At 71.6% G+C, this 25,445-nt stretch carries 23 protein-coding genes; 18 read left to right on the top strand and 5 right to left on the bottom strand.

Annotated elements, in window-relative coordinates; all coding sequences use genetic code 11:
• Nucleotides 1–200: 200 nt before the first annotated feature.
• The 3 genes from BKH32_RS14300 to BKH32_RS04175 all read left to right on the top strand — a co-directional run bounded on the left by BKH32_RS14300 (nucleotide 201) and on the right by BKH32_RS04175 (nucleotide 2,684).
• Nucleotides 201–896, top strand: coding sequence for a LysM peptidoglycan-binding domain-containing protein (locus BKH32_RS14300; protein WP_256690785.1), 696 nt, complete (start codon nucleotides 201–203; stop codon nucleotides 894–896).
• 107 nt (nucleotides 897–1,003) lie between these two features.
• Nucleotides 1,004–1,459 carry a transcriptional regulator NrdR gene (gene nrdR, locus BKH32_RS04170; protein WP_075248763.1) on the top strand — a complete coding sequence of 152 codons (456 nt, stop codon included), beginning with the start codon at nucleotides 1,004–1,006 and terminating at the stop codon, nucleotides 1,457–1,459.
• An 82-nt stretch (nucleotides 1,460–1,541) separates the two neighbouring features.
• Nucleotides 1,542–2,684: a glycosyltransferase family 4 protein gene (locus BKH32_RS04175; protein ID WP_075248764.1), complete on the top strand. Its 1,143-nt coding sequence runs from the start codon at nucleotides 1,542–1,544 to the stop codon at nucleotides 2,682–2,684.
• A gap of 51 nt (nucleotides 2,685–2,735) precedes the next feature.
• On the opposite strand, the gene BKH32_RS04180 is transcribed toward BKH32_RS04175, so the two are convergent.
• Nucleotides 2,736–3,485: an IclR family transcriptional regulator gene (locus tag BKH32_RS04180; RefSeq protein ID WP_075248765.1), complete on the bottom strand. Its 750-nt coding sequence runs from the start codon at nucleotides 3,483–3,485 to the stop codon at nucleotides 2,736–2,738.
• A 211-nt stretch (nucleotides 3,486–3,696) separates the two neighbouring features.
• Here BKH32_RS04180 and leuC point away from each other — a divergent pair, with 211 nt between their 5' ends.
• From leuC to BKH32_RS04215, 7 genes are all read left to right on the top strand, one after another.
• Nucleotides 3,697–5,190 (top strand): 3-isopropylmalate dehydratase large subunit, encoded by a 1,494-nt coding sequence (gene leuC, locus BKH32_RS04185; protein ID WP_075248766.1) that lies wholly within the window; start codon nucleotides 3,697–3,699, stop codon nucleotides 5,188–5,190.
• Between the two features lie 83 nt (nucleotides 5,191–5,273).
• Nucleotides 5,274–5,927, top strand: a complete 654-nt coding sequence (leuD, locus tag BKH32_RS04190) for a 3-isopropylmalate dehydratase small subunit (RefSeq protein ID WP_075248767.1) — start codon at nucleotides 5,274–5,276, stop codon at nucleotides 5,925–5,927.
• A gap of 250 nt (nucleotides 5,928–6,177) precedes the next feature.
• Nucleotides 6,178–7,500 carry a UDP-N-acetylglucosamine 1-carboxyvinyltransferase gene (gene murA, locus BKH32_RS04195; RefSeq protein WP_075248824.1) on the top strand — a complete coding sequence of 441 codons (1,323 nt, stop codon included), beginning with the start codon at nucleotides 6,178–6,180 and terminating at the stop codon, nucleotides 7,498–7,500.
• Nucleotides 7,501–7,633: 133 nt separating this feature from the next.
• Nucleotides 7,634–8,401: a lysophospholipid acyltransferase family protein gene (locus BKH32_RS04200; RefSeq protein WP_075248768.1), complete on the top strand. Its 768-nt coding sequence runs from the start codon at nucleotides 7,634–7,636 to the stop codon at nucleotides 8,399–8,401.
• On the top strand, nucleotides 8,398–9,453 hold the full coding sequence (locus BKH32_RS04205; protein ID WP_075248769.1) for an NAD(P)H-dependent glycerol-3-phosphate dehydrogenase: 1,056 nt from the start codon (nucleotides 8,398–8,400) through the stop codon (nucleotides 9,451–9,453). The genes BKH32_RS04200 and BKH32_RS04205 overlap by 4 nt, the downstream gene beginning before the upstream one ends.
• An 85-nt stretch (nucleotides 9,454–9,538) precedes the next feature.
• Nucleotides 9,539–10,705, top strand: coding sequence for a D-alanine--D-alanine ligase family protein (locus BKH32_RS04210; RefSeq protein WP_075248770.1), 1,167 nt, complete (start codon nucleotides 9,539–9,541; stop codon nucleotides 10,703–10,705).
• Entirely contained in the window at nucleotides 10,692–11,795 is a 1,104-nt protein-coding gene (locus BKH32_RS04215) for a thiamine-phosphate kinase (protein WP_075248771.1), read from the top strand. Before BKH32_RS04210 ends, BKH32_RS04215 begins: the two co-directional genes overlap by 14 nt.
• Before the next feature lie 105 nt (nucleotides 11,796–11,900).
• On the opposite strand, the gene rpmB is transcribed toward BKH32_RS04215, so the two are convergent.
• A complete protein-coding gene (gene rpmB, locus BKH32_RS04220) occupies nucleotides 11,901–12,092 on the bottom strand; it encodes a 50S ribosomal protein L28 (RefSeq protein ID WP_004565195.1) in 192 nt (63 codons plus the stop codon).
• A 514-nt stretch (nucleotides 12,093–12,606) separates the two neighbouring features.
• On the opposite strand from rpmB, the gene BKH32_RS04225 reads away from it, so the two are divergent.
• On the top strand, nucleotides 12,607–14,556 hold the full coding sequence (locus BKH32_RS04225; protein ID WP_075248772.1) for a DAK2 domain-containing protein: 1,950 nt from the start codon (nucleotides 12,607–12,609) through the stop codon (nucleotides 14,554–14,556).
• Nucleotides 14,557–14,727: 171 nt separating this feature from the next.
• A complete protein-coding gene (locus BKH32_RS04230) occupies nucleotides 14,728–16,986 on the top strand; it encodes an ATP-dependent DNA helicase RecG (protein ID WP_075248773.1) in 2,259 nt (752 codons plus the stop codon).
• A gap of 34 nt (nucleotides 16,987–17,020) precedes the next feature.
• Here the strand turns inward: BKH32_RS04230 and rsmD are convergent, their stop codons facing one another.
• Both rsmD and BKH32_RS04240 read right to left on the bottom strand, forming a co-directional pair.
• Nucleotides 17,021–17,581: a 16S rRNA (guanine(966)-N(2))-methyltransferase RsmD gene (gene rsmD, locus BKH32_RS04235; protein WP_075248774.1), complete on the bottom strand. Its 561-nt coding sequence runs from the start codon at nucleotides 17,579–17,581 to the stop codon at nucleotides 17,021–17,023.
• An 80-nt stretch (nucleotides 17,582–17,661) separates the two neighbouring features.
• Nucleotides 17,662–18,678, bottom strand: a complete 1,017-nt coding sequence (locus BKH32_RS04240; RefSeq protein WP_075248775.1) for a LacI family DNA-binding transcriptional regulator — start codon at nucleotides 18,676–18,678, stop codon at nucleotides 17,662–17,664.
• A 121-nt stretch (nucleotides 18,679–18,799) separates the two neighbouring features.
• On the opposite strand from BKH32_RS04240, the gene coaD reads away from it, so the two are divergent.
• From coaD to BKH32_RS04270, 6 genes are all read left to right on the top strand, one after another.
• A complete protein-coding gene (coaD, locus tag BKH32_RS04245; RefSeq protein ID WP_075248776.1) occupies nucleotides 18,800–19,387 on the top strand; it encodes a pantetheine-phosphate adenylyltransferase in 588 nt (195 codons plus the stop codon).
• Nucleotides 19,384–19,935, top strand: a complete 552-nt coding sequence (locus BKH32_RS04250) for an ATPase (protein WP_075248777.1) — start codon at nucleotides 19,384–19,386, stop codon at nucleotides 19,933–19,935. The genes coaD and BKH32_RS04250 overlap by 4 nt, the downstream gene beginning before the upstream one ends.
• A 175-nt stretch (nucleotides 19,936–20,110) precedes the next feature.
• Nucleotides 20,111–20,701, top strand: coding sequence for a YceD family protein (locus BKH32_RS04255; RefSeq protein ID WP_075248778.1), 591 nt, complete (start codon nucleotides 20,111–20,113; stop codon nucleotides 20,699–20,701).
• Nucleotides 20,701–21,495, top strand: a complete 795-nt coding sequence (rnc, locus tag BKH32_RS04260; RefSeq protein WP_075248779.1) for a ribonuclease III — start codon at nucleotides 20,701–20,703, stop codon at nucleotides 21,493–21,495. The genes BKH32_RS04255 and rnc overlap by 1 nt, the downstream gene beginning before the upstream one ends.
• The gene (gene mutM / locus BKH32_RS04265) at nucleotides 21,495–22,553 is read left to right on the top strand and encodes a bifunctional DNA-formamidopyrimidine glycosylase/DNA-(apurinic or apyrimidinic site) lyase (protein ID WP_075248780.1); all 1,059 of its coding nucleotides are present in this window, start codon (nucleotides 21,495–21,497) and stop codon (nucleotides 22,551–22,553) included. Before rnc ends, mutM begins: the two co-directional genes overlap by 1 nt.
• Before the next feature lie 88 nt (nucleotides 22,554–22,641).
• Nucleotides 22,642–23,301, top strand: coding sequence for a response regulator (locus BKH32_RS04270; protein WP_075248781.1), 660 nt, complete (start codon nucleotides 22,642–22,644; stop codon nucleotides 23,299–23,301).
• A gap of 49 nt (nucleotides 23,302–23,350) precedes the next feature.
• Here the strand turns inward: BKH32_RS04270 and BKH32_RS04275 are convergent, their stop codons facing one another.
• Nucleotides 23,351–25,444: a GAF domain-containing sensor histidine kinase gene (locus BKH32_RS04275; protein ID WP_075248782.1), complete on the bottom strand. Its 2,094-nt coding sequence runs from the start codon at nucleotides 25,442–25,444 to the stop codon at nucleotides 23,351–23,353.
• Nucleotide 25,445 lies beyond the last annotated feature (1 nt).

Consider the following 25,445-nt stretch of genomic DNA (forward strand, 5'->3'; position numbering starts at 1 on the left):
CCCGCCGGACGGCCCTCAGGCCCGGGGGCGTCAAGGGCGCGGAATAGATGTCGGTGGTCCGTGATCGTCTTGGACATGACAAGCCTACCGGCGAGACGACCACGATTCAAACACATGTTCGAAGAGATGCTGGACGTGCCGCCCTTCAGGCGCTAATGTGTCGAACAAGCGTTCGTCGAACACGTGTTCAGGAGGTTGCTGTGAGTGCCATCGCCATCCCGCTCCCGTCCCGCCAGGCTTCTCGGGCTCGGACTGATGAGCCTGTCGCTGGGCCGGCCAGTGGTCGGGACGCCGGGCAGTCCTCCCGTCGGCCCAGGCTGAGACTGGTCACCGACGACTTCGTCCCCGAGGCTCCCGTGCGGCGCGGCCTCGACGGCGCGCGGCGTCCCGTGTCCTCACCCGCCTGCGTCCCGGCGCTGCCGGCAGCGCCGGCGATGCGTCGCCCCGCGACGCCCGTGGCCCTGCGGGACCGTCGCACGGAGCTGGAGCGGCTGGCCCCGCAGCACCCGGCAGTGCGGGCCGCCGGGCTGCGACGGGACGCCCAGCGGGAGACGGTGGAGGGGGCTGCGCGCTCCCAGGCTGTGCGTCCCCGAGTGGTGCTGCGGCTGCTTCGCGGTGGCTCCGCGGTCATCGTCGCGGTCTTCGTGCTCGCCTGCTGCGGACTGGCCATCGGGGCTCTGGCGGGCATGGCCTGGGCGGCCCCCACCACGGCCGTTGCGCAGGTATCGACGGATACCACCACCACAGTCGTTCGTCCCGGTCAGTCCCTGTGGGACATCGCCGAGGCGAGCGGGACCTCGGACGTCCCGGGAATGGTGGCCCGGATCGCCGAGCTCAACGACCTGAAGGGAACCACCATCCGTGCCGGGCAGACGCTTGAGATTCCCGCGGCATGAGAACTCGTGCACGGATCGCACCTTGAGGCGGGCTTGCGGGGCGGCCCGCCGGGCGTTTACCCTCCGATGGACTGACACGTAGTCCAGTGAGTTCGGAGGTTGTAGGCGTGCACTGCCCCTTCTGCCGTCATGACGGCTCGCGCGTTGTCGACTCCCGGACCGCTGAGGACGGCACCTCGATCCGTCGTCGTCGTGAGTGTCAGCAGTGCGGGCGCCGCTTCACCACCCTGGAGACCGCCAGCCTGTCGGTCCGCAAGCGCTCCGGCGTCGTCGAGCCCTTCAGCCGTGACAAGGTCGTGGTCGGGGTCAGACGCGCCTGCCAGGGACGCCCCGTCTCCGACGACCAGCTCGCGCTTCTGGCGCACCAGGTTGAGGATGCCATCCGCGCGGGAGGGCAGGCGCTCGTCGACTCCCACGACGTCGGACTGGCGATCCTGGGCCCCTTGCGTGAGCTGGATCAGATCGCCTACCTGCGCTTCGCCTCGGTCTACTCCTCCTTCGACTCCCTGGAGGACTTCGAGAAGGCCATTGCCGGACTGCGCAGCGCCGAGGCGGCCTGCTGACGTCACTGGCTGACGAGGGCCTGCGCGGCATGAGGGGCCCGTCAGGGACGTGTGCCGAAGAAGGGCGTGGCAGACTGAGGCTATGCGCGTCCTCATCGTCTCCGACTGCTACGCGCCCAGGCTGGGCGGTATTGAGACTCAGGTGCGGGATCTCGCCCGCAACCTGAAGCTGGCCGGTCATGAGCCCGCTGTCGTCACCGCCACGCCGGTCGGTGACGGTCGTGGCCGCAGCGTCGAGAGGGCCGATGGCTTCCCCGTCTACCGCACCACTGCGCACCTGCCCAGTGAGCTGCCCGTTCATCCTCGAGCCGGCCGCGAGCTCGATGACCTCCTGTCGCGCCTGCACCCCGACGTCGTTCACGCCCACGTCGGCGTCGTCTCACCCTTCGCCTGGTCCGGCATCGCCGCCGCCCGGCGAGCGGGGCTCCCGCTGGCCGTCACCTTCCACTGCGTCCTGGGACCCTGGGCGCACGTGGCCGGAGCACTGGGGCCCGTCAGCCCCGTGCGAGGGTGGCAGCGCTCCGGCGCCGACCTGACGGCCGTGTCCTCCATGCTCGCCGCCGAGGTCCATCGCGCCGGCGCTCACGATCCCGTCACCGTTCTGCCCAACGGCATCACCGTCGAGGACTGGCGCCTGGAGCGCCCCGGTCCCCGGGAGCGGCGGCCTCACCGGCCGCTCACGGTCGTGGCCTCCCTGCGGTGGGTCGAGCGCAAGCGCCCCCTGCAGGTCGTGCGCGCCTTCGCCCAGGCGGTCAGGAGCACCCCCGGCACCGATGCGCTCCTCAAGATCTACGGGGACGGCCCGCTGCGCGAGCGGCTCGCCCGTGAGGTCGCCGAATCCGGCCTGGCCGACCGCATCGAGCTCGTGGGGCGCGTCGAGCGCACTGAGCTCGCCCAGGCCTTCACGCGCGCAGACATCTACCTGCAGACCTCGCCGGCCGACTCCTTCGGCATCTCCACCCTGGAGGCCCGCAGTGCGGGGCTGGCCATCGTCGCTCTGCGCTCCAGCGGAGTACGCGACTTCATCACCGACGGCGTCGATGGTCTCCTCGCCGACGACGACGCGGGCCTGGCCCGCGAGCTGGCCACCCTCCTGGGGGACGATGAGCTGCTCGAGCGCGTCAAGACCCACAACTACGAGAACGCCCCCTTGCCCGAGTGGGGCGCCGTGGCGCAGATGAACGTCGAGGCCTACCGGCGCGCCATCGCCCTGGCAGCCGCGTGAGCCCGGCTGAATGCGTGAGCCGGCGCGGAGGCGAGGGCGTCGCCCGTCGCGTCAGGCGGTACTGGCGTCGTTGAGCACCTCGGAGAGCCGGCGCGCAGCGGCCATGACCACGTGCCCGTGAACCCGGCCGGGCTGACGGCCCATGCGCTCAATGGGGCCGGAGATCGAGATCGCGGCCACCACCTTGCCTCCGGGCCCGCGTACCGGTGCCGAGACGGAGGCGACTCCGGGCTCACGCTCCCCAACCGACTGAGCCCATCCCCGACGTCGGACCGCCGAGAGCATGGTGGCGGTGAAGCGGGCTCCCACCAGACCGCGGTGCAGGCGGTCGGGCTCCTCCCAGGCGAGGAGCACCTGGGCCGCCGAGCCGCCCTGCATGGACATGGTGGCGCCCACGGGAATGGAGTCACGCAACCCGATCGGGCGCTCGGCATTGGCCACGCAGATGCGCACGTCTCCCTGACGGCGGTAGAGCTGCGCCGACTCGTGGGTCTTGTCGCGCAGGGCCGCCAGCACCGGTCCGGCGGCGGACAGGAGATGGTCCTCGCCCGCGGCGCTGGCCAGCTCGGTGAGCCTGGGGCCCAGGATGAAGCGTCCCTGGGAGTCGCGGGTGACCAAACGGTGGAACTCCAGGGCGACCGCGATGCGGTGAGCCGTGGGGCGGGCCAGGTGCGTGGTGGACACGAGCTGGGCCAGGGTCGCCGGCCCCGATTCCAGTGCACTCATCACCAGGGCCGCCTTGTCGATGACGCCGACGCCGCTGCTGTCGTTCTCCCGGGAGTTCTCTGAGGGGCTGTCCATAATCTGATACTGGCATTTCAAGGTATGAGATTTCAAGTTAGGGTCCACCCGGGAAGCGGCGCAGTGTCAGCATCCTGCAGGCCAAGGCGGTGCTCAGTGGCCTCGGATGCGATGCGGCCGCCTCGTGCGGTCTGTGCGGGCCAGCGGCGTCTTCGGGCGCTCCTGAGTGCGGAGCGGATCGGGAACACCTGTTGCTGAGAGGATGAAGTCGATGGGAATGACTCTCGCCGAGAAGGTCTGGCGCGATCATGTGGTGTCCAAGGGTACCGATGGTGCTCCCGACCTGCTGTACATCGACCTTCACCTGGTCCACGAGGTCACCAGTCCCCAAGCCTTCGAGGGGCTGCGCCTGGCCGGGCGCGCGGTCCGTCGCCCCGACCTGACGATCGCCACGGAGGATCACAACACCCCCACCGTGGACATCGACCTGCCGATCGCCGATGTCACCAGCCGCGCGCAGATCGAGACCCTGCGTGCCAACTGCGCCGAGTTCGGGGTGCGGCTGCACTCCCTGGGGGACGCCGACCAGGGGATCGTCCACGCCGTCGGCCCGCAGCTGGGGCTGACCCAGCCCGGCATGACCGTGGTCTGCGGTGACTCCCACACCTCCACCCACGGCGCCTTCGGGGCCCTCGCCTTCGGTATCGGCACCTCCCAGGTCGAGCACGTCCTGGCCACTCAGACCCTGCCCATCGCCCCCTTCAAGACGATGAGCGTCACCATCGACGGGGACCTGCCCTCGGGCAGCGGGGCCAAGGACATCATCCTGGCCATCATCGCCAAGATCGGCACCAACGGGGCTCAGGGGCACGTCATCGAGTACCGCGGCCGGGCCATCGAGCAGCTCTCGATGGAGGCCCGGATGACGATCTGCAACATGAGCATCGAGGGCGGGGCCCGGGCAGGCATGATCGCCCCGGACCAGACCACCTTCGACTACCTCAAGGGTCGTCCTCACGCGCCCGTCGGCGAGGACTGGGACGCCGCCGTGGAGTACTGGTCCAGCCTGCGCACCGACCCCGACGCCGTCTTCGACACCGAGGTGGTCCTTCAGGCCGAGGACATCGAGCCCTTCGTCACCTGGGGCACCAATCCCGGGCAGGGCCTGCCGCTGTCCGCGCGCGTTCCCGACCCCGAGGACATCGCCGACGCCACCGAGCGGCTGGCCGCCGAACGAGCCCTGGAGTACATGGACCTCGTTCCGGGAACGCCCCTGCGTGACATCAAGGTCGACACCGTCTTCATCGGCTCGTGCACCAACGGCCGCATCGAGGACCTGCGGGCCGCCGCCGAGGTGGTGCGCGGGCGCAAGAAGGCCGAAGGGCTGCGCATGCTCGTGGTGCCGGCCTCTGCCCGAGTGCGTCTGCAGGCCGAGGCCGAGGGGCTGGACCGGGTCTTCATGAGCTTCGGCGCCGAGTGGCGCAACGCCGGCTGCTCCATGTGCCTGGCCATGAACCCCGACAAGCTCTCCTCCGGGGAGCGCGCGGCCTCCACCTCCAACCGCAACTTCGAGGGGCGTCAAGGAAAAGGCGGACGGACCCACCTCGTCTCGCCCGTCGTCGCCGCGGCCACCGCCGTGCGGGGGGCGCTGTCGGCGCCGGGGGACCTGCCGCCGCGGCCCAACGCCTCGCAGGACGCGGGCGATATCCCGACGGTTCCGGCGGTTGCGCCGGTCTCCTCCGCGCCTCCGGCGACCATCCTGTAGGGGGGCGGCTGTGCAGGAGACGAAGGCATACAGGTGAGGAGAGGCCCGGGAAGGGCCGAGTAGAGGCAAGGAGCTCAAAGACTGTGGACAAGTTCATCCGACACACGGGTATAGGCGCCCCGTTGCGGCGCAGCGCCGTCGACACCGACCAGATCATCCCGGCGGTGTACCTCAAACGCATCACCCGCACCGGTTTCGACGACGCCCTGTTCGCCTCCTGGCGGGCCGGTGAGCCCGACTTCATCCTCAACCAGGAGGCCTACAAGCGGGCCTCGGTGCTCGTGGCCGGTCCTGACTTCGGCACGGGCTCCTCGCGAGAGCATGCCGTGTGGGCGCTCAAGGACTACGGCTTCAAGGTCGTCCTGGCCCCTCGCTTCGCCGACATCTTCCGCGGCAACGCCGGCAAGCAGGGACTGGTGGCCGGCGTGGTCTCCCAGGAGGACTGCGAACAGCTGTGGAAGATCCTCGAGACCGAGCCGGGCACCGAGGTGACGGTGGACCTGGAGGACCGCACGGTCGAGGCCGGATCCTTCCGCTGCGCCTTCTCCATCGACGACTACGTGCGCTGGATTCTCATGGAGGGGCTCGACGACATCTCCCTGACCCTCACCCAGGAGGACGCCATCCGCGCCTACGAGGAGGTCCGCCCGACCTTCAAGCCGCGCACTCTGCCGGCCAAGCACCTGCCTGCCCAGAAGGTCGTCTCGGCCCGGGCCGCGGACATGCCCCGTCCCTGAGTGGGACCGGGAGAGCTCGCAGTCGGCACGCGGAAGAGATCCTCCTCCGAGTTTCATCGATATTGGCACGGTCTGCCATAGCATTAATCGGGACTTTCTGTGAGTCGAAGGCCACCTGATACAGCCCTGAAAAAGGTCCTGGGAGTCTCTCCGGTGTGCTTATGCTGGGACGGCCTCGCGCGCGCCTGCGCGGGGACTGGGTGAGCGGCTCACGCGCGCGGCACGCCCAGATGACGTCATGGAGGTGTGCATGGTCGACGGTCTGCTCCAGGTCGAGGGCGGTCGCCCGCTGACTGGTGAGATCACCGTCCGCGGAGCCAAGAACCTGGTTCCCAAGGCGATGGTGGCGGCGCTGCTGGGATCGTCTCCCTCGGTGCTGCGCAATGTCCCGCTCATTCGTGACGTCGACGTGGTCTCAGGGCTGCTGAGCCTGCACGGCGTGAGCATCGACTACGACCAGCGCGAGGGCGTCCTCCAGCTGGACTCGTCCAAGGTCGAGTCGGCGCACATGGCCGACATCGACGCGCACGCCGGCTCCTCGCGCATCCCGATCCTCTTCTGCGGTCCGCTCCTGCACCGCCTGGGGGAGGCCTTCATCCCCGACCTGGGCGGGTGCCGTATCGGTGATCGCCCCATCGACTTCCACCTGGAGATCCTGCGTCAGTTCGGCGCCGTGGTGGACAAACAGGCCCAGGGCATCCGGCTGACCGCGCCGCACGGTCTCAACGGCACTGTCATCGAGCTTCCCTACCCCTCAGTCGGCGCCACCGAGCAGACCCTGCTCACTGCTGTGCGCGCTCACGGACTGACCGAGCTGCGCAACGCCGCCGTCGAGCCCGAGATCATGGACCTGGTCGACGTCCTGCAGAAGATGGGCGCCATCATCTCGGTGGACACCGATCGCACCATCCACGTCGAGGGCGTCAACGAGCTGTGCGGCTACACTCACTCGGCCCTGCCGGACCGCATTGAGGCGGCCTCCTGGGCCTCGGCCGCCCTGGCCACTCGCGGGGACGTGTTCGTGCGCGGAGCCCACCAGAGCCACATGACCACCTTCCTCAACACCTTCCGCAAGGTGGGGGGAGCCTTCGACGTCACCGATGAGGGCATCCGCTTCTACCACCCCGGTGGGGACCTGAAGTCGATCGTGGTGGAGACCAACGTCCACCCCGGCTTCATGACCGACTGGCAGCAGCCTCTCGTCGTGGCGCTCACCCAGGCCCAGGGCCTGTCCATCGTCCACGAGACCGTCTACGAGAACCGCTTCGGATTCACCGGAGCCCTTCGCAAGATGGGGGCCACCATCCAGGTCTACCGCGAGTGCCTGGGCGGCACCGAGTGCCGCTTCGGCCAGCGCAACTTCTACCACTCCGCGGTCATCTCCGGGCCCACGCCCCTGACCGGTGCCGACATCGTTGTGCCCGACCTGCGCGGCGGCTTCTCCCACCTCATCGCGGCTCTGGCCGCCGAGGGCACCAGCCGGGTCGAGGGCGTCAACCTCATCGACCGCGGCTACGAGCACTTCATGTCCAAGCTGGAGTCCCTCAACGCCGCCGTCACCCGCCTGGCCTGAGGCGGGCCGGCGCCGGCCGTGTCCCCGTGAGGTCGGAAGGTCGGGGCGCACGTGCGGGCCACGGGCTCAGCTCGGGCAGCCTCGTTCAGCGCGCTGAAGCGGATAGAGTTCACCTGTGCCTGCAACACGCCCCATGACCCCGTTCTACCGCTTCGCCGCACGCGGGGCGATCATCCCGTTCCTCAAGATGGTCTCCCGGCAGAGGGTGACCGGTCTGGAGAACATTCCCCGCGAGGGCGGCTTCATCGCCGTGGCCAACCACCTGACCGACCTCGACTCGCTCACGGCCATGCGGGCCCTGGTCGATGCCGATGTCCCCGTCTACTCCCTGGCCAAGTCCACCCTGTTCAAGGTGCCGGTGCTCGGCTCCATCCTGAGGGCCGGAGGCCAGATCCCGGTCCAGCGGGGCACACAGAATGCGGCCACGGCCCTCAAGGCCGCCAGTGATGTCCTGGCCGACGGCGGCGCCATCATGATCTTCCCCGAGGGCACGCTCTCCCGAGACCCCCTCAAGTGGCCGATGGTGGCCAAGACCGGGGCGGCCCGGCTGGCCATGGCCAGCGGTGCCCCCGTCCTGCCCATGGGGCAGTGGGGCGCTCACGAGATCCTGGACACCTACGGGCGTTCCTTCCGTCCCTTCCCGCGCAAGGACGTGCGCGTCACCATCGGTGAGCTCATGGACCTGTCCCGCTTCGGCTCGGACACCCAGGACCGCGAGGCCGTGCGCGCCTGCACCGCCGAGATCATGCGGGCCATCACCTCCCTGGTGGAGGAGCTCCGTGGGGAGAAGGCCCCCCGCCCCTTCGACATGCACTACGACGGCGACCCCGGCAAGGGAAGGATCGGCGTGCGCCGCCCCGACCCGCTGCCCGAGGCGGACACTCAGGAGGAGGGCCAGTGAACGGCGTCGAGCACGCAACGAGCGCACCGGTGCGCCGGGCCGCGGCCGTGATCGGCTCAGGCGCCTGGGGCACCACCTTCGCCGCTCTCCTGGCCCAGGCCGGTACGCCCACGACGATCTGGGCCCGGCGCCAGGAGGTGGCCGAGGAGATCAATGCCGGCACCAACGAGCGCTACGTCCCCGGTCACCGCCTGCCGCAGGGATTGAAGGCGACCACCGACCTGGCCGAAGCGGTCACGGGGGCGGGCATCGTCGTCGTGGCCGTGCCCTCCCAGGAGGCCCGGGGGGTCCTGAAGCCCCTCCGGGGCGCCCTGGCCGACGACGCCGTGGCCGTCTCCCTCATGAAGGGCATCGAGCTGGGCACCGGGCTGCGGATGAGCGAGGTCCTGGCCGAGGTCCTGGGCATCGACTCCTCCCGTGTCGTGGTCGTCTCCGGCCCCAACCTCGCCGACGAGATCGCTGCGGGCCAGCCCACCGCCACCGTCGTGGCCGCCGACGACGAGCAGGTCGCCGCCCGGATCGCCTCCCTGTGCGCCACCGGCACCTTCCGTCCCTACACCAACACCGATGTCCTGGGCGTCGAGCTGTGCGGGGCGGTCAAGAACGTCATCGCCCTGGCCGTCGGCGCGGCCGCGGGCCGGGGCCTGGGGGACAACTCCAAGGCCACGATCATCACCCGGGGCCTGGTGGAGATCACCCGCCTGGGCCTCAAGCTCGGGGCTCGCCCGGAGACCTTCTCCGGGCTGGCAGGCATGGGGGACCTGGTGGCCACCTGCTCCTCGCCACTGAGCCGCAACCAGACCTTCGGCCGCCGCCTCGGCGAGGGGATGAGCGTGGCTGAGGCTGCTGCGGCCTCCCGGGGCGTGGCCGAGGGAGCCAAGTCGGCCCGCGCCGTCCTCGACCTGGCCCGGGCTCACGGTGTGGACATGCCGATCACCTCCGGAGTCGTCACCGTCGTCGAGGGCGCCGCCAGCGTCGCTCAGGTGACTGACGCGCTGCTGGCACGTCCCCGCAAGGCCGAGGGCGTTCACGCGGCGCCGTCTCAGGCCTAGCCTCCCCGGCCCGTGAAAGCCGTCTTTATTCCGGGTCTGTTGTGCGTTATCAGCATGCGGGGCGCCGCGCGGTAGCGTGGGACCTATGACAGCCCTCCAGGAAACCGACCCCTCCGTGCCCAGCTCTGACAAGTCCACAGTGCGTGTTGCCGTCGTCTTCGGCGGACGCAGCGGCGAGCACACGATCTCCTGCGCCACCGCCGCCGGTGTCCTGTCAGCCATTGACCGCGACCGCTACGAGGTCCTTCCGGTGGGCATCACGCCCGAGGGCCAGTGGCTCCTCGTCGAGGACGATCCGGCCGCCCTCGAGCTCAGCGACAACCGGCCCCCGGTGACCATCACCGCCGAGGGCCTGGGGCGGGGGAGACTCGCCGCCCCCCTGGGAGGCGGCGAGCTCACAGTGCTCGGCCCCACGGGGCCTGAGACCCTGGGCCAGGTCGACGTCGTCCTGCCGCTGCTGCACGGGCCCTACGGTGAGGACGGAACCATCCAGGGCATGCTGGAGATGATGGGTCTTGCCTACGTCGGCTGCGGGGTGCTGGCCAGTGCCGCGGGCATGGACAAGCAGGTCACCAAGGTGCTCCTGGGGGCCGCGGGCATCGCCACGGCGCCGCACGTCGTCGTCGGTCCTCACGCCTGGAGGCGCGACCCCGAGGCGATCCTGGAGGCCTGTCGGTCCCTGACCTACCCCCTGTTCGTCAAGCCCGCCCGTGCCGGCTCCTCCCTGGGCATCAGCAAGGTCGACCGCCCCGAGGATCTCCCCGGGGCCATCGAGGCGGCCCGTGCGGTCGACCCCAAGGTCCTCGTGGAGAGCGGCATCGTCGGACGCGAGGTCGAGGTCGCCGTTCTTCAGGGCCGCGGCGACGACGCCCCCCGGGTGGCCGAGCCCGGCGAGATCGCCATGGACGCCTCCCAGGGCGCCGGCGAGTTCTACGACTACGAGACCAAGTACCTGGCCCACGACGCCGTCGCCATGGTCTGCCCGGCGCGCATCGACCCCGAGGCACGCGAGCTCATCATGGACACCGCCGCACGGGCCTTCGAGGCGGTCGGCTGCGAGGGACTGGCCCGGGTCGACTTCTTCCTCACCGATACCGGCGAGGCGGTCGTCAACGAGATCAACACGATGCCCGGCTTCACCCCCTTCTCCATGTACCCCTACATGTGGCAGGTCTCCGGCCTGGGCTACACCGAGCTGGTCTCCGAGCTCATCGAGCTGGCCGTGGCCCGCTCCACCGATGTCAACCGCTGAGCCGGCCCCATCCGGCGCAGCGGGGGAGGATACGAGGGTCGGTGACCTCAGCGAGGAGGAGCTCCTCGCCGTCATCACCCCCCTCCTGCCCCGTGGCCCGCAGACCCCCGTCGGAACGGGGGACGACTGCGCGGTCCTGTCCTTCCCCGACTCGCGCACGGCGGTGAGCACCGATGTCCTGGTCGAGGGGCGCCACTTCCGCACCCAGTGGTCCACGGGCCACGACGTCGGGGCGAGGGCCGCGGCCCAGAACCTCGCCGACGCCGCCGCCATGGGCGCCAGGCCGGTTGCGCTCGTCGTCGGCCTGGTCATGCCTGCGGCCACCCCGGTCGGCTGGGTGCGGGACTTCGCCCAAGGACTGGCCCAGGGCTGTGAGCCCTGCGGAGCGGGCGTCGTGGGCGGCGACCTCAGCGCCGGTGACTCCCTGGTCGTGGCCGTCACGGTCCTGGGTGACCTCGAGGGCAGAGCCCCGGTTCTGCGAAGCGGTGCCCGGCCCGGTGACATCGTCGTGCACGTCGGGACCCTGGGGCGCAGCGCGGCGGGCCTCGCCCTGCTCAGCGCGGGTACCGGCTGCGCATCAGGTTCGTGCTCCGCTGTCCCCGAAGGCCGGGATCGCTCTCAGGCCCGGGCCTGCATCGAGGCATTCCGCGCCCCCACCCCGCCCCTGGCAGCGGGCAGCGAGCTGGCACTGGCCGGAGCCACCTCCATGCTGGACGTCTCCGACGGGCTGCTGCGCGACGCCGGTCGGATCGCCCGAGCCAGCGGCGTCGTCATCGACCTCGACGATCCAGATAACCTGCCGGACGCGTCCTTCCTCGACCCGGTGGCCGCTCTTGTGAATGCTCACGACGGATCGGACGCTCGCGACCTGGCCCGCAGCTGGCTGCTCACCGGGGGAGAGGACCACGGACTGCTCGCCACCGTCCCGGCAGACGCCCTCGAGCGGCTACCCGCCGGGGCCAGAGTGATCGGCCGGGTCCTGAGCCCGCAGTCCTCACCGGCTCGCGTGCTGGGGCACCGGCCGGGCGTCCTCCTGGCAGGAGAAACGGCGCAGGAGCACACCGGGTGGGACCACTTCTCTCACACCTGAACACCTGACGGGCCCTACCCCGTTGGAGGGGTACCGGACACGACAAAGGCCGCCGACTGCTTGCGCAGCGGCGGCCCCGTGCTCGAAGGACTCGAGATGACGCGCTCAGATGTTGCGCGTCACCTTCCCGGCCTTGAGGCAGGACGTGCACACGTTGAGGCGCTTGGGGGCGCCGCCCACGAGAGCACGCACACGCTGGATGTTGGGGTTCCACCGGCGGTTGGTCCGCACGTGGGAGTGCGAGACGCTCTTGCCGAAGATGGGGCCCTTGCCGCAAACGTCGCACACAGCAGCCACGGTCTCACTCCTGATCTTCAATGCTTCAACGCTCAGGCAACTGCCCGGCGTCAGGTCTTACCGCCCAGGCGCGAGGCGCCGGGCAACCCGAACACAATAGCGGACCCGCGCGCGGCCCCCAAGCCGCAGCGGCGTGCGTTCGGGCACATGCCGCCGTGCTTGAGGGGCGGGAGTCAACACGGACTCAGCAGAAAATGTGACAAACATCATCATCTGATGAACGTGTGCTCTAAGCGGATGTGGTGGTAGTGGCCTGACCAGCGCGCCGGTGCCCAGAATGCCCCTTCGGCTCTCCGTCGCTCTGGGCAAGGTCCCGGTGCGGGTGTCTCGCTCCGGTGGGAGGAATGTGCCTGGGAAGGTACTCTGAAACCACATATCAAACCAAAGGCTCTGCCCAGCCATGGACCAGGCTCGCTGAACGCCTGCACATATGCAGATCATGCAATGGAACAGAAGGTGTTCGCAGCGTGACACATGGTGTGCTGGTCGTAGCCAGGATCCAGGGGAGGCGAAGATGGCGCAGTCTCAAGGACACCGCCCCGTTACCCCTGTCTCAGGGAGCCATGTGCTGCAGGGGGCCGCAGTGCGGCGCTGGATCGCGCTGGCGGAGATCGTTGCCGATCAGACCCGGGATCTCGTCGACTTCCTCAATGTCTTCCCCGTGCCGGACGCGGATACCGGAACCAACGTCCTGCTCACCCTGCGCTCGGCCTCCGACGCCCTCCACCGCCTGGGGCGGGCCGCTGATGCCGCCCAGGTGGCTCGCGCCGCAGCCGACGGCGCCGTTCGGGGAGCCCGCGGGAACTCGGGTCTTCTGGTCTCCCAGGCCCTGGCCGCCTTCGCCGACGTCTGCGCCGAGGCCCCGGATCCCACCGCCCTGCGCCCCGTCGAGCTCGTGCACGTCTACGAGGCCATGGCGGACACCACCTGGGCGGCGGTCTCCCGCCCGGTCTCGGGGACCCTGCTGTCGGTCGCTCGGGACGCGGCCACGGCCGCCCGCTCCGCCCTGGAGGAGGCGACCGCGAGCTCGCCCGCGACCCTGAGCCTCATCGCCGCCGCCGCAGCCTTCGGCGCCCAGGAGTCCGTTGTGGAGACCGCGGGCCTCGGGCACGGCCCGGTGGATGCCGGGGGAGCGGCCTTCATGCTGCTGCTGACCTGCCTGTCGGACACCATCGACGCGATTCAGGACGCGGGCCCCGGGACGACTGATGCCCCGGAGCTGCGCCAGGGCCACCAGGACGCCGACGAGCACGCCCCTTACACCGCCGTCGCCCGTCAGATGCTCACCGACCTGGCCGCAGGCGGGGTGCCGCACAGCGTCGGTCCCGAGCCCCTGGGCATGTCCACCGGCGAGTTCGAGGTGATGTACCTGCTGGAGGCGACCGCGGTCCAGGCCGGTCAGCTGCGCCGGGACCTGGAGCACATCGGCGACTCCGTGGGCGTCGTCGGCACCCCGGACGCACTGGGGGTGGGCCTCTACCAGGTCCACGTCCACACCGACACTCCTCGGGCCGCCCTGCCGCACGCGGGCCGCGCCCGCCAGATCTGCATCCACCACCTCCACCCCACCGCCCTGGTGAGCTCCACGGACGAGCCCCCGTCCCCGTGGGGGGCGCTCGACTCCGACCCCACGGGCCACGTGGTCTCCTTCGAGCGTCTGGCCGCGCGCCGGGCTGAGCGCAAGGCGAAGTCGGTGCGCATGCACCCCTCCCAGGCGGCCTCTGCCCGCCCCTCGCCAGTGGATGCCCCGCGTCTGGCCGTGCGCTCGCGGCAGTCCGGCGTCGGTGTCATCGCCTGCACCCGGGCCCCCGGGCTCATCGAGCAGCTCGCCCGCTCCGACGCCGCCGTCGTCCTCAACCCGGATCGGGAGGGGATCGCCCGCGCCGCCGCGGACCTGGGGGCCTCCCAGGTCATCGTGCTGCCCTGCGACACCGCCTGCACCGAGGCGGCCCACGATGCCGCCCGCTTCCTGGCGGCCCGCTCCGCCGTCTCCACCGTCCGCCCACCGGCGGGGACCCGTCAGGCGGGAGCCGCTCGCGAGACCGCCCGCGTCGGGGGGCAGTCGGATCGCTATGCGGCCGAGGGCATTCAGCTCCTCGTGTGCGACACCGACGACGAGGCCCGAGTCCTGGCCGCCACGGTCGCCCTGGCAGGCAGGGGCGAGGAGGCCGAGCTGGCCGACCTGGCCCGCCGCGCCTGGAGCGCCGCCGCGGGGCTGCGCACCATCGCCCTCAACGGGGCCCAGGCCGACGGCGAGGCCGTGGCTCGCGCCGTGGCCTCGGCGCTGCGGCCCTCCGATGAGCTGCTCACCGTCATCACCGGCCGCAACGCCGGCCGCGACGTCGGCGCCCTTGCCGCCAGCGCGGCGGTGGGGGCCCGGGGGCACGTGGTCGGTGAGGACGTGGAGGTCGCCGTCCATGCGGGCGGACAGGAGCACCCTGACGTCCTCATCGCCATCGAGTGACCGTCTCCAGGACCACTGGGCGGCCACGCGCTCGGATTGTGGCGACCGCGAGCACCTCGGGTCGTGAACGGCTCCCAGGCTCCCTCGTCATAGGGTGGGGTCGTGCCCGGCTCGTCTGATCGCTCAACCCCTACGCCACGCCCCGGCAGCGTCGGCCCGCTCGAGCGTCCTGTGGGCCGGCTCGTGGGCAAGCGCACGGCCGCCCAGCTCGCCAAGCAGGGGGTGGAGACCGGGGCGGATCTGCTGCGCCTGCTGCCCCGGCGCTATGACACCTGGGGAGATCTGACCGATATGCGCACCCTCGTCGAGGGCGAGCAGGCCACCATCCAGGCCCAGGTCGTGCGCGCCTCCTCCCGGCGCACCCGCTCCGGCCGGGTACCGGCCCTCATGGAGGCCACCGTCACCGACGGCGCCTCCACCATGGACCTCGTCCAGTTCGGTGCGGCGGGCCAGATGCGCGCCCGAGCCGCCCGGCTGGCCCCCGGAACCACCGTCCTGCTCAGCGGCAAGGTGGGACTCCACCGCGGACGCAAGCAGCTGTCCAACCCGCGCCTCTACGTCCTCGACGAGCTCGACGAGGCCGAGCGCGAGGCTCTGCTGGCCCGCCCCATGCCCATCTACCCCGGCACGGAGGCCCTCCCGTCCTGGTTGGTGGCCAAGGCGGTGCGCATCGTCCTGGACCAGCTCGAGCCGGGCGACGTCGCCGACCCCCTCCCCGAGGACCTGCGGCGCGAGGCGGGGCTGGTCGACGCCTACACCGCCTACCGCTGGGTGCACCGGCCCGAGGACTCCGGGCAGTGGAAGGCCGCCCGGAAACGGCTGCGCCACGAGGAGGCCCTCGTCCTGCAGGTCGCCCTGGCCCAGCGCCGAGCCCATCATGAGGCGACCCGCACCGCGGCCGCCTGGCCCGTACCGGAGTCGGAGGGCTCCCTGAGAGCGGACCTCGACGCCCGCCTGCCCTACGACCTCACCGCCGGGCAGGAACGGGTCGGTCAGGAGATCTCCGCCGACCTGGCCCGCACCGTTCCCATGCAGCGGCTTCTCCAGGGCGACGTGGGAAGCGGTAAGACCCTCGTAGCCCTGCGCGCCATGCTCCAGGTGGTCGGAGGCGGAGGGCAGGCCGCCCTCCTGGCCCCCACCGAGGTCCTCGCCGCCCAGCACCACTCCTCGCTGGAGGCGGTCCTGGGCCCCATGGCCCGCCTCGGGATGCTCGGTGGCGCCGAACGCGCCACCCGCGTCCACCTGCTGACCGGCTCCACCCCTGCCGCTCAGCGCCGTCGGATCCTCGCCGAGCTGGCCGCCGGCGAGCCGGCGATCGTCGTGGGTACCCACGCCCTGCTGTCCGACACGGTGCAGATCCCCTTCCTCGGCCTGGTCGTCGTCGACGAGCAGCACCGCTTCGGCGTCGCCCAGCGCGACGCCCTGCGCGAGCGCGGCGGTCTCACCGACCCGGCCACCGGCCGCAGTCACACGCCCCACCTCCTAGTCATGACCGCCACCCCGATCCCGCGCACCATCGCCATGACGGTCTTCGGAGACCTGGCCACCTCCGTCCTCGACGAGCTGCCCGCCGGGCGCAGCGCCGTGCCCACCCACCTCGTCCCGTGGGCGCGCACCACCTGGGTGGAGGGCATCTGGCGGCGCGCCGCGAAGGAGGTCGCCTCCGGAGGGCGGGTCTACGTCGTGTGCCCACGGATCGAGGCCGACGACGAGCCCCGGCAGGCGAAGACGGAGGGGGCGGCGGCTGCCGAGACCGATGACGGGCAGGGGGCGGAGCCTTACGCGGAGGAGGGGAGCGGCTCGCATCCCGACCGCCCGCTGGCCGCCGTCGAGGAGTGGAGGCAGCGCCTGGAGGACGAGCCCGCCCTGGAGGGCATCGGCGTCGGGATCCTCACCGGACGCATGAGCAGTGAGGACAAGGCCGCCTCCATGGCCGACTTCGCCTCGGGCACCGCCCCGGTCCTGGTGTCCACCACGGTCATCGAGGTGGGGGTGGACGTGCCCGAGGCCTCCATGATGGTCATCCTGGACGCCGACCGCTTCGGCCTGTCCCAGCTCCACCAGCTGCGCGGGCGGGTCGGGCGCGGCAGCAGACCGTCCCTGTGCGTGGCGGTCACCGGTGCGCAGGTCGGATCCACCGCCTTCCACCGGCTCAAGGCCTTCGCCTCCACCACGGACGGATTCGCGCTGGCCGAGGCCGACCTCGAGCTGCGCAGCGAGGGTGACGTCCTGGGGGCCTCTCAGTCGGGGCGAGCCTCCGGGCTGGACCTGCTGCGCGTCACCCGCGATGCCCGCCTCATCGCCACCGCGAGGCGTCAGGCCGAGCGGATCGTGGCCGCCGATCCGCGGCTGAGCGGGCACCGGGCCCTGGCCGCGGCGATCGTCGAGCGCCTCGATGAGCAGTCCCAGGCCTTCCTCGAAAGAGCGTGAAGGACCGGGGCCTGAGCCGGGGAGCGGCCCCGGCTCAGGCCGGTTCGGCGAACCAGATCGTGGTCTCGCCGTACCGCTTGTCCGCGAAGCGCCCCAGCCCCGCCGGCCAGACGGGTTCCGGTGAGCGCGTCGAGCGCTCGACGACGACGACGGCGCGCGGCGCCAGCCAAGGGTCCTCACTGCGGGCCAGGGGGGTGAGGATCTCGGTGAGCTCCTCCTCGCTCAGCTCATAGGGAGGGTCGAGCAGCACCAGGTCCGCCGGGGCGCCCGCCGCACCTGCCAGGAAGGAGGCCGCCTTCGCGGTCACCGCCGATACCCCGCCAAGGCCCAGCGCCCGGATGTTGCGACGGCAGGTCTGCGACGCACCGCGCGAGGAGTCCACGAGCGTGACCTCGCCGGCTCCTCGGCTCGCAGCCTCCAGGCCCAGGGCCCCGGAGCCCGCGCACAGGTCCAGCACCCGAGCGCCGTCGAGCACCCCGTAGTGGTCCAGGCGGGCGAAAAGAGCCTCGCGGACGCGCTCGGAGGTGGGGCGCGTCCCGGAGCGGGGCACCTCGATCCTGCGTCCGCCCACGGTTCCGGCCACGATCCTCGTCATGGGGCAGACCCTACCCGGCCCGTAGGCCGCGTCCCCCGCGGCCTACGCCATGACCTACCCGGTGCTCCTGACCGCGCTGCTCACCCTGGCCGCAGCTGCTGGGCCCTGGTCGTCGACGCCCTGACGACGAGCGTCGGCTCCAGGCGGATGCTGCGGGCGGGGGCGCCCTCGACGATCTCGTCGGACAGGCTCAGCGCGGCCCTTCCCAGGGCGTCGAAGTCCTGCGTGACGCTGGACAGGGACGGGGTCGCCCAACGCGCCAGGGGGATGTCATCGAAGCCGACGACGGCGACGTCGTCGGGGATCCTCACGCCGGCGGCGAGCAGCTCGTGGCACAGGCCCAGGGCGATGTCATCGTTGGCGGCGAAGACGGCGTCGGGCAGGCCGCTGTCGAGCAGGCGCCGAGCCACTCTGGCCCCGGCCTCTCCCGTCCAGGCGTCCGTGCCCACCCAGCGGCCGGGAACTCCGGCCTGCGCGCACACCGACTGGTAGGAGGCCAGCCGCTCCGAGGCGTCCTGCCAGGACAGGTCCCCGGTGACATGCAGCAGGCGGCTGCGCCCCTGGGCCAGAAGATGCTCCGTTGCCAGCCTGGCTCCCAGGGCCTGGTCGATGGAGACGGTGGCCAGCTCGGAGAACTCGTGCTGACCCGAGATGATGGCCACGACCGGGCCGCGGTGGCGCTGGGACGAGAGGATGGTCAGGACGTCGGCTCGCTGGGTCAGGACCACGATGGTCGCCACGCGGTGGCCGTGCAGATGAGCCAGTGCCTGTCGCACGGATTCCGAGTCGCTGCCCTCGGCGGTGGCCAGGACGAAGGTGGCCCCCCGCTCGCGCACCGCCCTGGCGATCGCGGAGAAGGTGGAGGCCATCCCGTGCGACAGCCCGGCGGTCAGCAGGATCCCCGAGGCCCCGGAGGAGCCCAATGCCAGTGAGCGGGCGGCGAGGTTCGGCTCGTAACCCAGCGCCTGGACGGCCGCCAGAACCTTCTGACGTGTCTCGGGACGGACCGACGGGTGGTTGTTGAGCACGCGGGAGACGGTCTGAGACGAGACTCCGACCGCCTCGGCCACGTCACTGAGGGTCACGCGTGCGGACACAAGGGAAATATAACAGCGCCGCCACAGGGACCCCGCGATGCCCTGTGCACGCGGGCGCGCTGCCGCGGGCGGTGCGGCGCGCGTCCCGCACGGCGGCGGGCACAGCCAGTAGCGTGACCGTATGAGCCTGGCCGTCTACCCCGGAAGCTTCGATCCCCTCACCCTGGGGCATGTCGACATCGTCGCCCGCGCGACCACGCTCTTCGACGTCGTCGTCATCGGGATCGCCCACAACGCCGCCAAGGCCGGGCGCCACCTGCTCGACGCCCACCAACGCCTCCGCCTGACCCGGGATGCCACCTCCCACCTGCCCGGCGTCGAGGTGGACATCGTCCCCGGGCTCCTGGCCGACTACTGCAGCCGGCGCGGCGCGAGCGCCATCATCAAGGGCCTGCGCAACGGCAGCGACCTGGACGCCGAGCTGCCCATGGCCCTGCTCAACCGCGACCTGGGCGCACCCGAGACGGTCTTCCTGCCCGCGTCCGCCGCCTACGCGCACGTCTCCTCCTCCCTCGTCAAGGACGTCGCCGGCTACGGCCGGGACGTCTCCGCCCTCGTCCCGCCCGCAGTGGCCCACGCCCTGGAGGCCCGGCTGACCCAGGCCCCCGGGCCGGCGGCCCACGACGGCGTCGCCCCAGGACTCGTCCCGCCCGGGACCCCGCCAAGCCGCTTCGTCGGCGCCGACCACACTCGAGAGGACCTACCGTGACGACCAGCCGCGATGCGGGAGACGACCTGCTGCGCATCCTTGATGAGCTCGACGGCCTCATCAGCAACGCCCGATCCATGCCGATGAGCGCCTCGGTGATCGTCAACCGGGAGAACGCCCTGCATCTCATCGATCGGGCTCGAGACGCGGTCCCGACCGCCGTTCGTCGCGCCGAGAAGATCGTCGCCGATGCCGACGCCGTCCTGGCTGAGGGGCGGGCCGAGTCCGAACGGCTCGTCCAGTACGCCCAGGAGGAGTCCGAGCGCCTCGTGGCCGGGGAGAACATCGTGCGCATGGCCAATGACCGGGCCGACAGCATCGTGGCCGCGGCGGAGGACAAGGCAGCGTCCCTGCGTCACGGGGCCGATGAGTACTCCGACCGGGCCCTGGCCTCCCTGGAGGCCGAGGTCGCCAAGGTCGCCGAGCAGATCCGCGCCGGCCGTGAGGTCCTGGCCGGACGCCTGGGGGACGGCGCGGGCCAGCCGGTGGAGATCCAGGAGCCCGTCCGCCGCCGCTCGGCCTGGTCCGTGGACCCCTCCGCCCACTGAACCAGTGGCGCCGCAGCCCCACCGGGTACGCTCGCGCCAGACACCTCGTCCATTCACCTCGCCCACCAGCCGCCCAGCACCGTGTGCCTCACCTGGGCATCACGCGGACATCATGCCGCGTGATGCCCCCGGTCATCGCTGGATACGGCGCGGTCAACCCGCTGTGGAGGAACCCATGTCAGGACTCGTCGTCGATATCGTCGACCTGCCCCGTGCCACCGGCTCGGTCAAGAACCTGCAGATCCGTACCCCCGCCCCCGCCGACCTGGGCACCGAGGTCATCGGCGTGCCCGAGGGCAGCGACCTCGTCCTCGACGTCACTCTGACCTCCATGGACGACGGCGTCCTGGCGCACGCCGACGCCGACCTGCACGTCCACGGCGAGTGCGTGCGCTGCCTGCGCGACCTCGATGAGGCCCGCAGCGTGAGGATCGACGAGCTCTACCTCTTCCCCGAGGTCATCGAGACCCAGCGGGCCGAAGGCGATGAGGAGGCCGAGGACCTCCTGGCGGTGGGGGAGACCACCCTGGACCTCGAACCGGCGCTGCGCGACGCCCTGGTCCCCACCCTGCCCTTCCAGCCCCTGTGCCGCCCCGACTGCCCCGGGCTGTGCCCCGACTGCGGCAAACGGCTCGAGGACCTGCCCGCCGACCACCACCATGAGGTCATCGACCCGCGCTGGTCTGCCCTGGCCGGCCTGCTGGAGACCAGGACCGGTCAGGAGGGCGAGCAGGACGCGCCCACGAACGGGGAGGAACAGTCCTGATGGCCAAGCGCCGCAGCGCCCCGCCCGCGCGCACCGACACCGAGGCCCTCGTCTACCGCTGGGGGCCGAGCATCGATGCCCAGCTGCTCGACTTGGCCCTGACCCACCGCTCCTACGCCCACGAGAACGGCGGCCTGCCCACCAACGAGCGTCTGGAGTTCCTGGGCGACTCCGTCCTGGGCATCATCGTCACCGAGTACCTCTACCGCACCCACCCGGAGGTCCCCGAGGGCCAGCTCGCCAAGATGCGTGCCGCCACCGTCTCCGAGCCGGCCCTGGCCGCCGTCGCCCGCGACCTGGGGCTGGGGGAGTTCATCAAGCTCGGCAAGGGCGAGGCGCTCTCGGGCGGGAGGAACAAGGACTCCATCCTGTCCGACACGGTCGAGGCCCTCATCGGCGCCACCTACCTCACCCACGGTCTGGAGGAGACCCGCACGGTCGTCACCCGGCTCGTCTCCCGCTTCCTGGACTCGGCCCGCACCCGCGGCGCGGGCCTGGACTGGAAGACGAGCCTCCAGGAGCTCACCGCCGTCCACCAGCTCGGCAACCCCGCCTACGAGGTGGCCGGAACCGGCCCCGACCATCAGCGGGTCTTCACCGCCAGCGCCATCGTCGACGGCCAGGTTCTGGGGCAGGGCACCGGAAGCTCGAAGAAGATCGCCGAGCACGACGCCGCCGAGGCGGCCTATGCCGCCATCCTGGCCGCCAGGGGCGACGGCGGCCTCGACCTGCCCGGTGTCAACGAGGCCCTGCGCGCCGACCTGCTCACCCGGCAGACCCCCCGGAAGAGCTGATGCCCGAGCTGCCCGAGGTCGAGGTGGTGCGCGCCGGGCTCGCCCGGCACGTGGCCGGACGCACTGTCACCCGGGTCGAGGTCCTCGACCCGCGTCCTCTGCGCCGCCAGGACGGGGGAGCGCAGTCCTTCGTCGACCAGCTCACCGGGCGCGCCCTCACCGCGGCTGTCCGCCGCGGGAAGTTCCTGTGGCTGCCCCTGGACGACGGACGCGCCCTGGCCGCCCACCTGGGCATGAGCGGCCAGCTGCTCGTGCGCGGCACCACCGCCGCGACCGCTCCCGGCGCCGACCCGCAGCCGGCCGGTGCCGCGGCCTTCCTGGCCGACCCGCACGTTCGGCCCGGCGGGCGCCCGGTGGACCTGAGCGCCACCGAGCCGCCCCGCTACGTGCGGGACATCTCCACCTCCGCCCGCCACCTGCGAGTGCGCCTCCACCTCAGCACCGGCCTCGACGGTGACGACAGCGCCGGCGGGGCGGTGCTCGACCTGGTCGACCAGCGCATGCTCGGCGGCCTGCACGTCGTCGACCTGACCCCCACCTCCGACGGTGCTCCCGGCGGGATGGGCGATCCGCGGCCGCTGCTTCCCGCCGACGCCACCCATATCGCCCGCGACCTGCTCGATCCGGCCCTGGATCTGACCGGCCCCACCGGCGTCGTCGCCCGGGTGCGCGCCTCGAGACGCGCCATCAAGACCCAGCTGCTCGATCAGGGGCTCGTCTCGGGTATCGGCAACATCTACGCTGATGAGGGCCTGTGGGAGGCCGGGGTGCACGGCCTGCGTCCGGGAACCGGTCTCGGTCCGAAGGCCGTGGCCCGGATCCTTGAAGCCACCGCTGCGGTCATGCGCCGGGCCCTGGAGGTCGGTGGCACGAGCTTCGACGCCCTCTACGTCGATGTCGAGGGCGCTGCCGGGTTCTTCGCCCGCGAGCTCGGAGCCTACGGGCGTCAGGGGCTGGGGTGTCGCCGCTGCGGGGCCACCATGGCGCGCGAGACTCTGGGAGGGCGTTCCCACACCTACTGTCCCCACTGCCAGCCCCGTCCGCGCCGACGCCGGTAGGCGGCCGTCGGTGTCGGGCAGTCTCCACGACAGCCGCGCCACGACGGAGCCAGAGGTGTGACGTAGGTTTCCAGCCCCTGGTAATGTCATGAGTATGGCACACACCCCCTCCTCGGAGATCGTCCGCGTCATGATCGTGGACGACCACGAGATCGTCCGTCGCGGCATCGCCGAGATCATTGACCGCGCCGATGGGCTCGACGTCGTCGCCGAGGCGGGCTCTCGGGCCGAGGCGGTGCGCCGGGCCGAGCTGGTCCGCCCCGATGTCATCCTCGTGGACCTCCAGCTGCCCGACGGCACCGGCATCGAGCTCATGCAGGAACTGAGGGACTCCGTGCCCCAGGCCCTGCCGATCGTGCTGACCTCCTTCGACGACGACGAGGCCCTGGCCGAGGCCCTGGCGGCAGGCGCCCGGGCCTACCTGCTCAAGACGGTCCACGGCGCCGAGATCAGCGACGTCGTGCGGGCCGTCGCCTCCGGGCGCGTCCTGCTCGACGAGCGCACCGTGACGCGCCGCCGGGCGGACCACGACGACCCCACCGCTGACCTGACCAACGCCGAGCGCAAGGTCCTCGACCTCATCGGCGACGGCCTGTCCAACCGGGAGATCGGTGAGAGGCTCGGAGTCGCCGAGAAGACGGTCAAGAACCACATCACCTCCCTGCTGGCCAAGATGGGGCTGCAGCGGCGCACCCAGGTCGCCGCCTGGGTCGCCGGCCAGCGCGCCTCGGGCTGGCGCAACGGCTGAGGGAGCCTCCCGACGGCGCTGAGCCCGCCGCCGAGGGGCGCCAGCGGACTCAGCGCTCCCGGCCGCCCCCGTCCAAGGGCACTCGCCAGGTGAAGCAGGTGCCGCGCCGCTCGCCGTCGGAGCGGGCCCGCGGACCGATGACGAAGCTGCCGCCGTGGCGCCGGGCCCGCTCGGCCATGTTGGCCGTCCCCGAACGGCGCGTCACCGAGGGGTTCACCCCGATGCCGTCGTCACGGCAGACGATCTCCACCACCGGGCTGCCCCGGAAGGGCTCGGCGTCGCCCGAGGCGTGGCCCTCGTCGTCGCCCGGGCCGCAGCACTGCTCCGAGCCCGGCTGCACCCCCTCGATCTTGACGTCCACCGTCACCGAGGAGGCGTGGGCGTGACGGGCCACGTTGCTCAGTCCCTCACGCACGACGGCGACCATGTCGTCGGCGATATCCGGTGCCACGGCGGCGCCGACCGAGGCGATGAGCCGGTCCTCCTCGTCGCGGTCCACCTGGGCCAGGCCCCGGCCGTCGACGCTCAGCAGCAGCGAAGGGGCGTAGCCCAGGGCGTTTCGGGCCAGGGAGGCCTCGCGCCGCAGCCGCTCGATCACGCCGACCTCCTCATCCCGATCGCGCAGGGAGCGCACGATGGAGCGGATCTGGCCCACGGAGTCGTCCACCGCCTCCAGCGCGGTGCTCAGGACGGAGCACACCGTCTCCAGGTCTGCCTGAGTGCTGGAGGCCAGCCGTTCCCGGGCCGCGGAGATCTGCATGCCGGTGGCGAAGAGCTGCTGGATGGCCAGGTCGTGCAGGTCCCGGCCGATCCGGGCCCGCTCATCGAGCAGCGTGGCCATCTCCTCGGCGTGCTGGGCGTCGGCCAGCTCGAAGGCCATCGTGGCCTGCCCCGCCACGAGCTCGGCGATCTCCAGGTCCTGGGCGGTGAACGGCGCCGCGCCCGGGGAGCGCAGCAGCAGCATGACCCCCACGCCCCGCCCCCGGTGGATCATGGGGGCGTAGAGGGCCGGTCCGAACTGGGCCAGCTGGGGGACCAGGAGGTCGCCGTCGCTCCAGGCGTCCTCCAGGGAGCTCACGACCAGGCCGGTCTGATGGGCCAGGGTGGTCAGGGCTCGACCCTCGGACGGGAAGAAGGTGCCGATGAGCTCCTGGGCGTGCTCGCCGTCGGCGATCTCGCAGATCCAGCGCTTGCCGATGCTGGGCAGGATGAGGGCGGCCGTGTCGGCGTGAGCCACGTGGCGGACGCGGTGAGCGATGAGCGTCAGTGCGTCATCCTCCTCGGCGCCCGAGAGCAGCAGTGTCGTCAGCTCCTGGGAGACGACCATCCACTGCTCACGGTCGCGGGCCTCGCGGTACAGACGGGCGTTCTCCACGGCGACGGCTGCGGCCTGGGCCAGGGTCAGCACGGCGTCGGCGTCCGAGCGGGTGAAGCCCCCGGGCTTGTCACACAGGTAAAGGTGCCCGTAGACCTGGCCGTGAAGGCGCAGCGGGGCCGAGAGCAGGCTGCCGGTCTCCTCACCCTCGATGGCACCGGTGAAGGCCGAGGCCCTGCCCAGGTCGTTGTCGATGACCATCCCGGTGCCCTCGAGCCCGCTGAGCATGGACTCAGCGGAGGCGTGCGAAGCGCCGGCGGTATCGGGGGCGCCGGCCATCTGGGCGAGCTCATCGAGGGTCGCCGTGGGCACCCCGCTGCACAGCCCGGTGCCTGAGCCCGCTGCGGAGGGATCGGACGAGAGGTCACCGGCCTGGTCAACGTCCATATCCGCGTGGTTGAGTACCGCGATGGTGCCCCAGGAGGCACCCGTGATGGAGCAGGCCGACTCCACCAGACGGCGCAGCGCGTCGGGTACCCGCAGGGAGCTGGTGAGCCTGAGGGCCGCCTGGATGAGGGCGACGGTCGCCTCATCCAGGCTCGGCTGAAGGGCCGACGCCCGGCGGTCACGGGTGGAGACCAGCTGGTCGGCGTGGACGGCGTAGGCCAGGCGCCCTGCCGCGGTGGCCTCCTCCGAAGCAGGCGCCATGGCCTCCTCCCGTCGCGCTGCGGGGCCGTCGAGCTCCTCCGAGGCGTCCTGGGGCACACCGGGAAAGCCAAGGCCGTCGGGGAAAGCGCCGGTTGCGTCCTGCGGGTCGTGTGTCGTCATC

Origin of the sequence: Actinomyces oris (assembly GCF_001929375.1) — a bacterium.
In the GTDB taxonomy this organism is placed as follows: Bacteria; Actinomycetota; Actinomycetes; order Actinomycetales; family Actinomycetaceae; genus Actinomyces; species Actinomyces oris_B.

What these genes read in the sequence shown, in the direction of transcription:
- BKH32_RS04175 (WP_075248764.1), top strand. Translation starts at nt 1,542, where the DNA reads ATGCGCGTCCTCATCGTCTCCGACTGCTACGCGCCCAGGCTGGGCGGT.
- BKH32_RS04180 (WP_075248765.1), bottom strand. Translation starts at nt 3,485, where the DNA reads ATGGACAGCCCCTCAGAGAACTCCCGGGAGAACGACAGCAGCGGCGTC.
- leuC (WP_075248766.1), top strand. Translation starts at nt 3,697, where the DNA reads ATGGGAATGACTCTCGCCGAGAAGGTCTGGCGCGATCATGTGGTGTCC.
- murA (WP_075248824.1), top strand. Translation starts at nt 6,178, where the DNA reads ATGGTCGACGGTCTGCTCCAGGTCGAGGGCGGTCGCCCGCTGACTGGT.
- BKH32_RS04200 (WP_075248768.1), top strand. Translation starts at nt 7,634, where the DNA reads ATGACCCCGTTCTACCGCTTCGCCGCACGCGGGGCGATCATCCCGTTC.
- BKH32_RS04210 (WP_075248770.1), top strand. Translation starts at nt 9,539, where the DNA reads ATGACAGCCCTCCAGGAAACCGACCCCTCCGTGCCCAGCTCTGACAAG.
- BKH32_RS04215 (WP_075248771.1), top strand. Translation starts at nt 10,692, where the DNA reads ATGTCAACCGCTGAGCCGGCCCCATCCGGCGCAGCGGGGGAGGATACG.
- BKH32_RS04225 (WP_075248772.1), top strand. Translation starts at nt 12,607, where the DNA reads ATGGCGCAGTCTCAAGGACACCGCCCCGTTACCCCTGTCTCAGGGAGC.
- rsmD (WP_075248774.1), bottom strand. Translation starts at nt 17,581, where the DNA reads ATGACGAGGATCGTGGCCGGAACCGTGGGCGGACGCAGGATCGAGGTG.
- coaD (WP_075248776.1), top strand. Translation starts at nt 18,800, where the DNA reads ATGAGCCTGGCCGTCTACCCCGGAAGCTTCGATCCCCTCACCCTGGGG.
- BKH32_RS04255 (WP_075248778.1), top strand. Translation starts at nt 20,111, where the DNA reads ATGTCAGGACTCGTCGTCGATATCGTCGACCTGCCCCGTGCCACCGGC.
- rnc (WP_075248779.1), top strand. Translation starts at nt 20,701, where the DNA reads ATGGCCAAGCGCCGCAGCGCCCCGCCCGCGCGCACCGACACCGAGGCC.
- mutM (WP_075248780.1), top strand. Translation starts at nt 21,495, where the DNA reads ATGCCCGAGCTGCCCGAGGTCGAGGTGGTGCGCGCCGGGCTCGCCCGG.
- BKH32_RS04270 (WP_075248781.1), top strand. Translation starts at nt 22,642, where the DNA reads ATGAGTATGGCACACACCCCCTCCTCGGAGATCGTCCGCGTCATGATC.
- BKH32_RS04275 (WP_075248782.1), bottom strand. Translation starts at nt 25,444, where the DNA reads ATGACGACACACGACCCGCAGGACGCAACCGGCGCTTTCCCCGACGGC.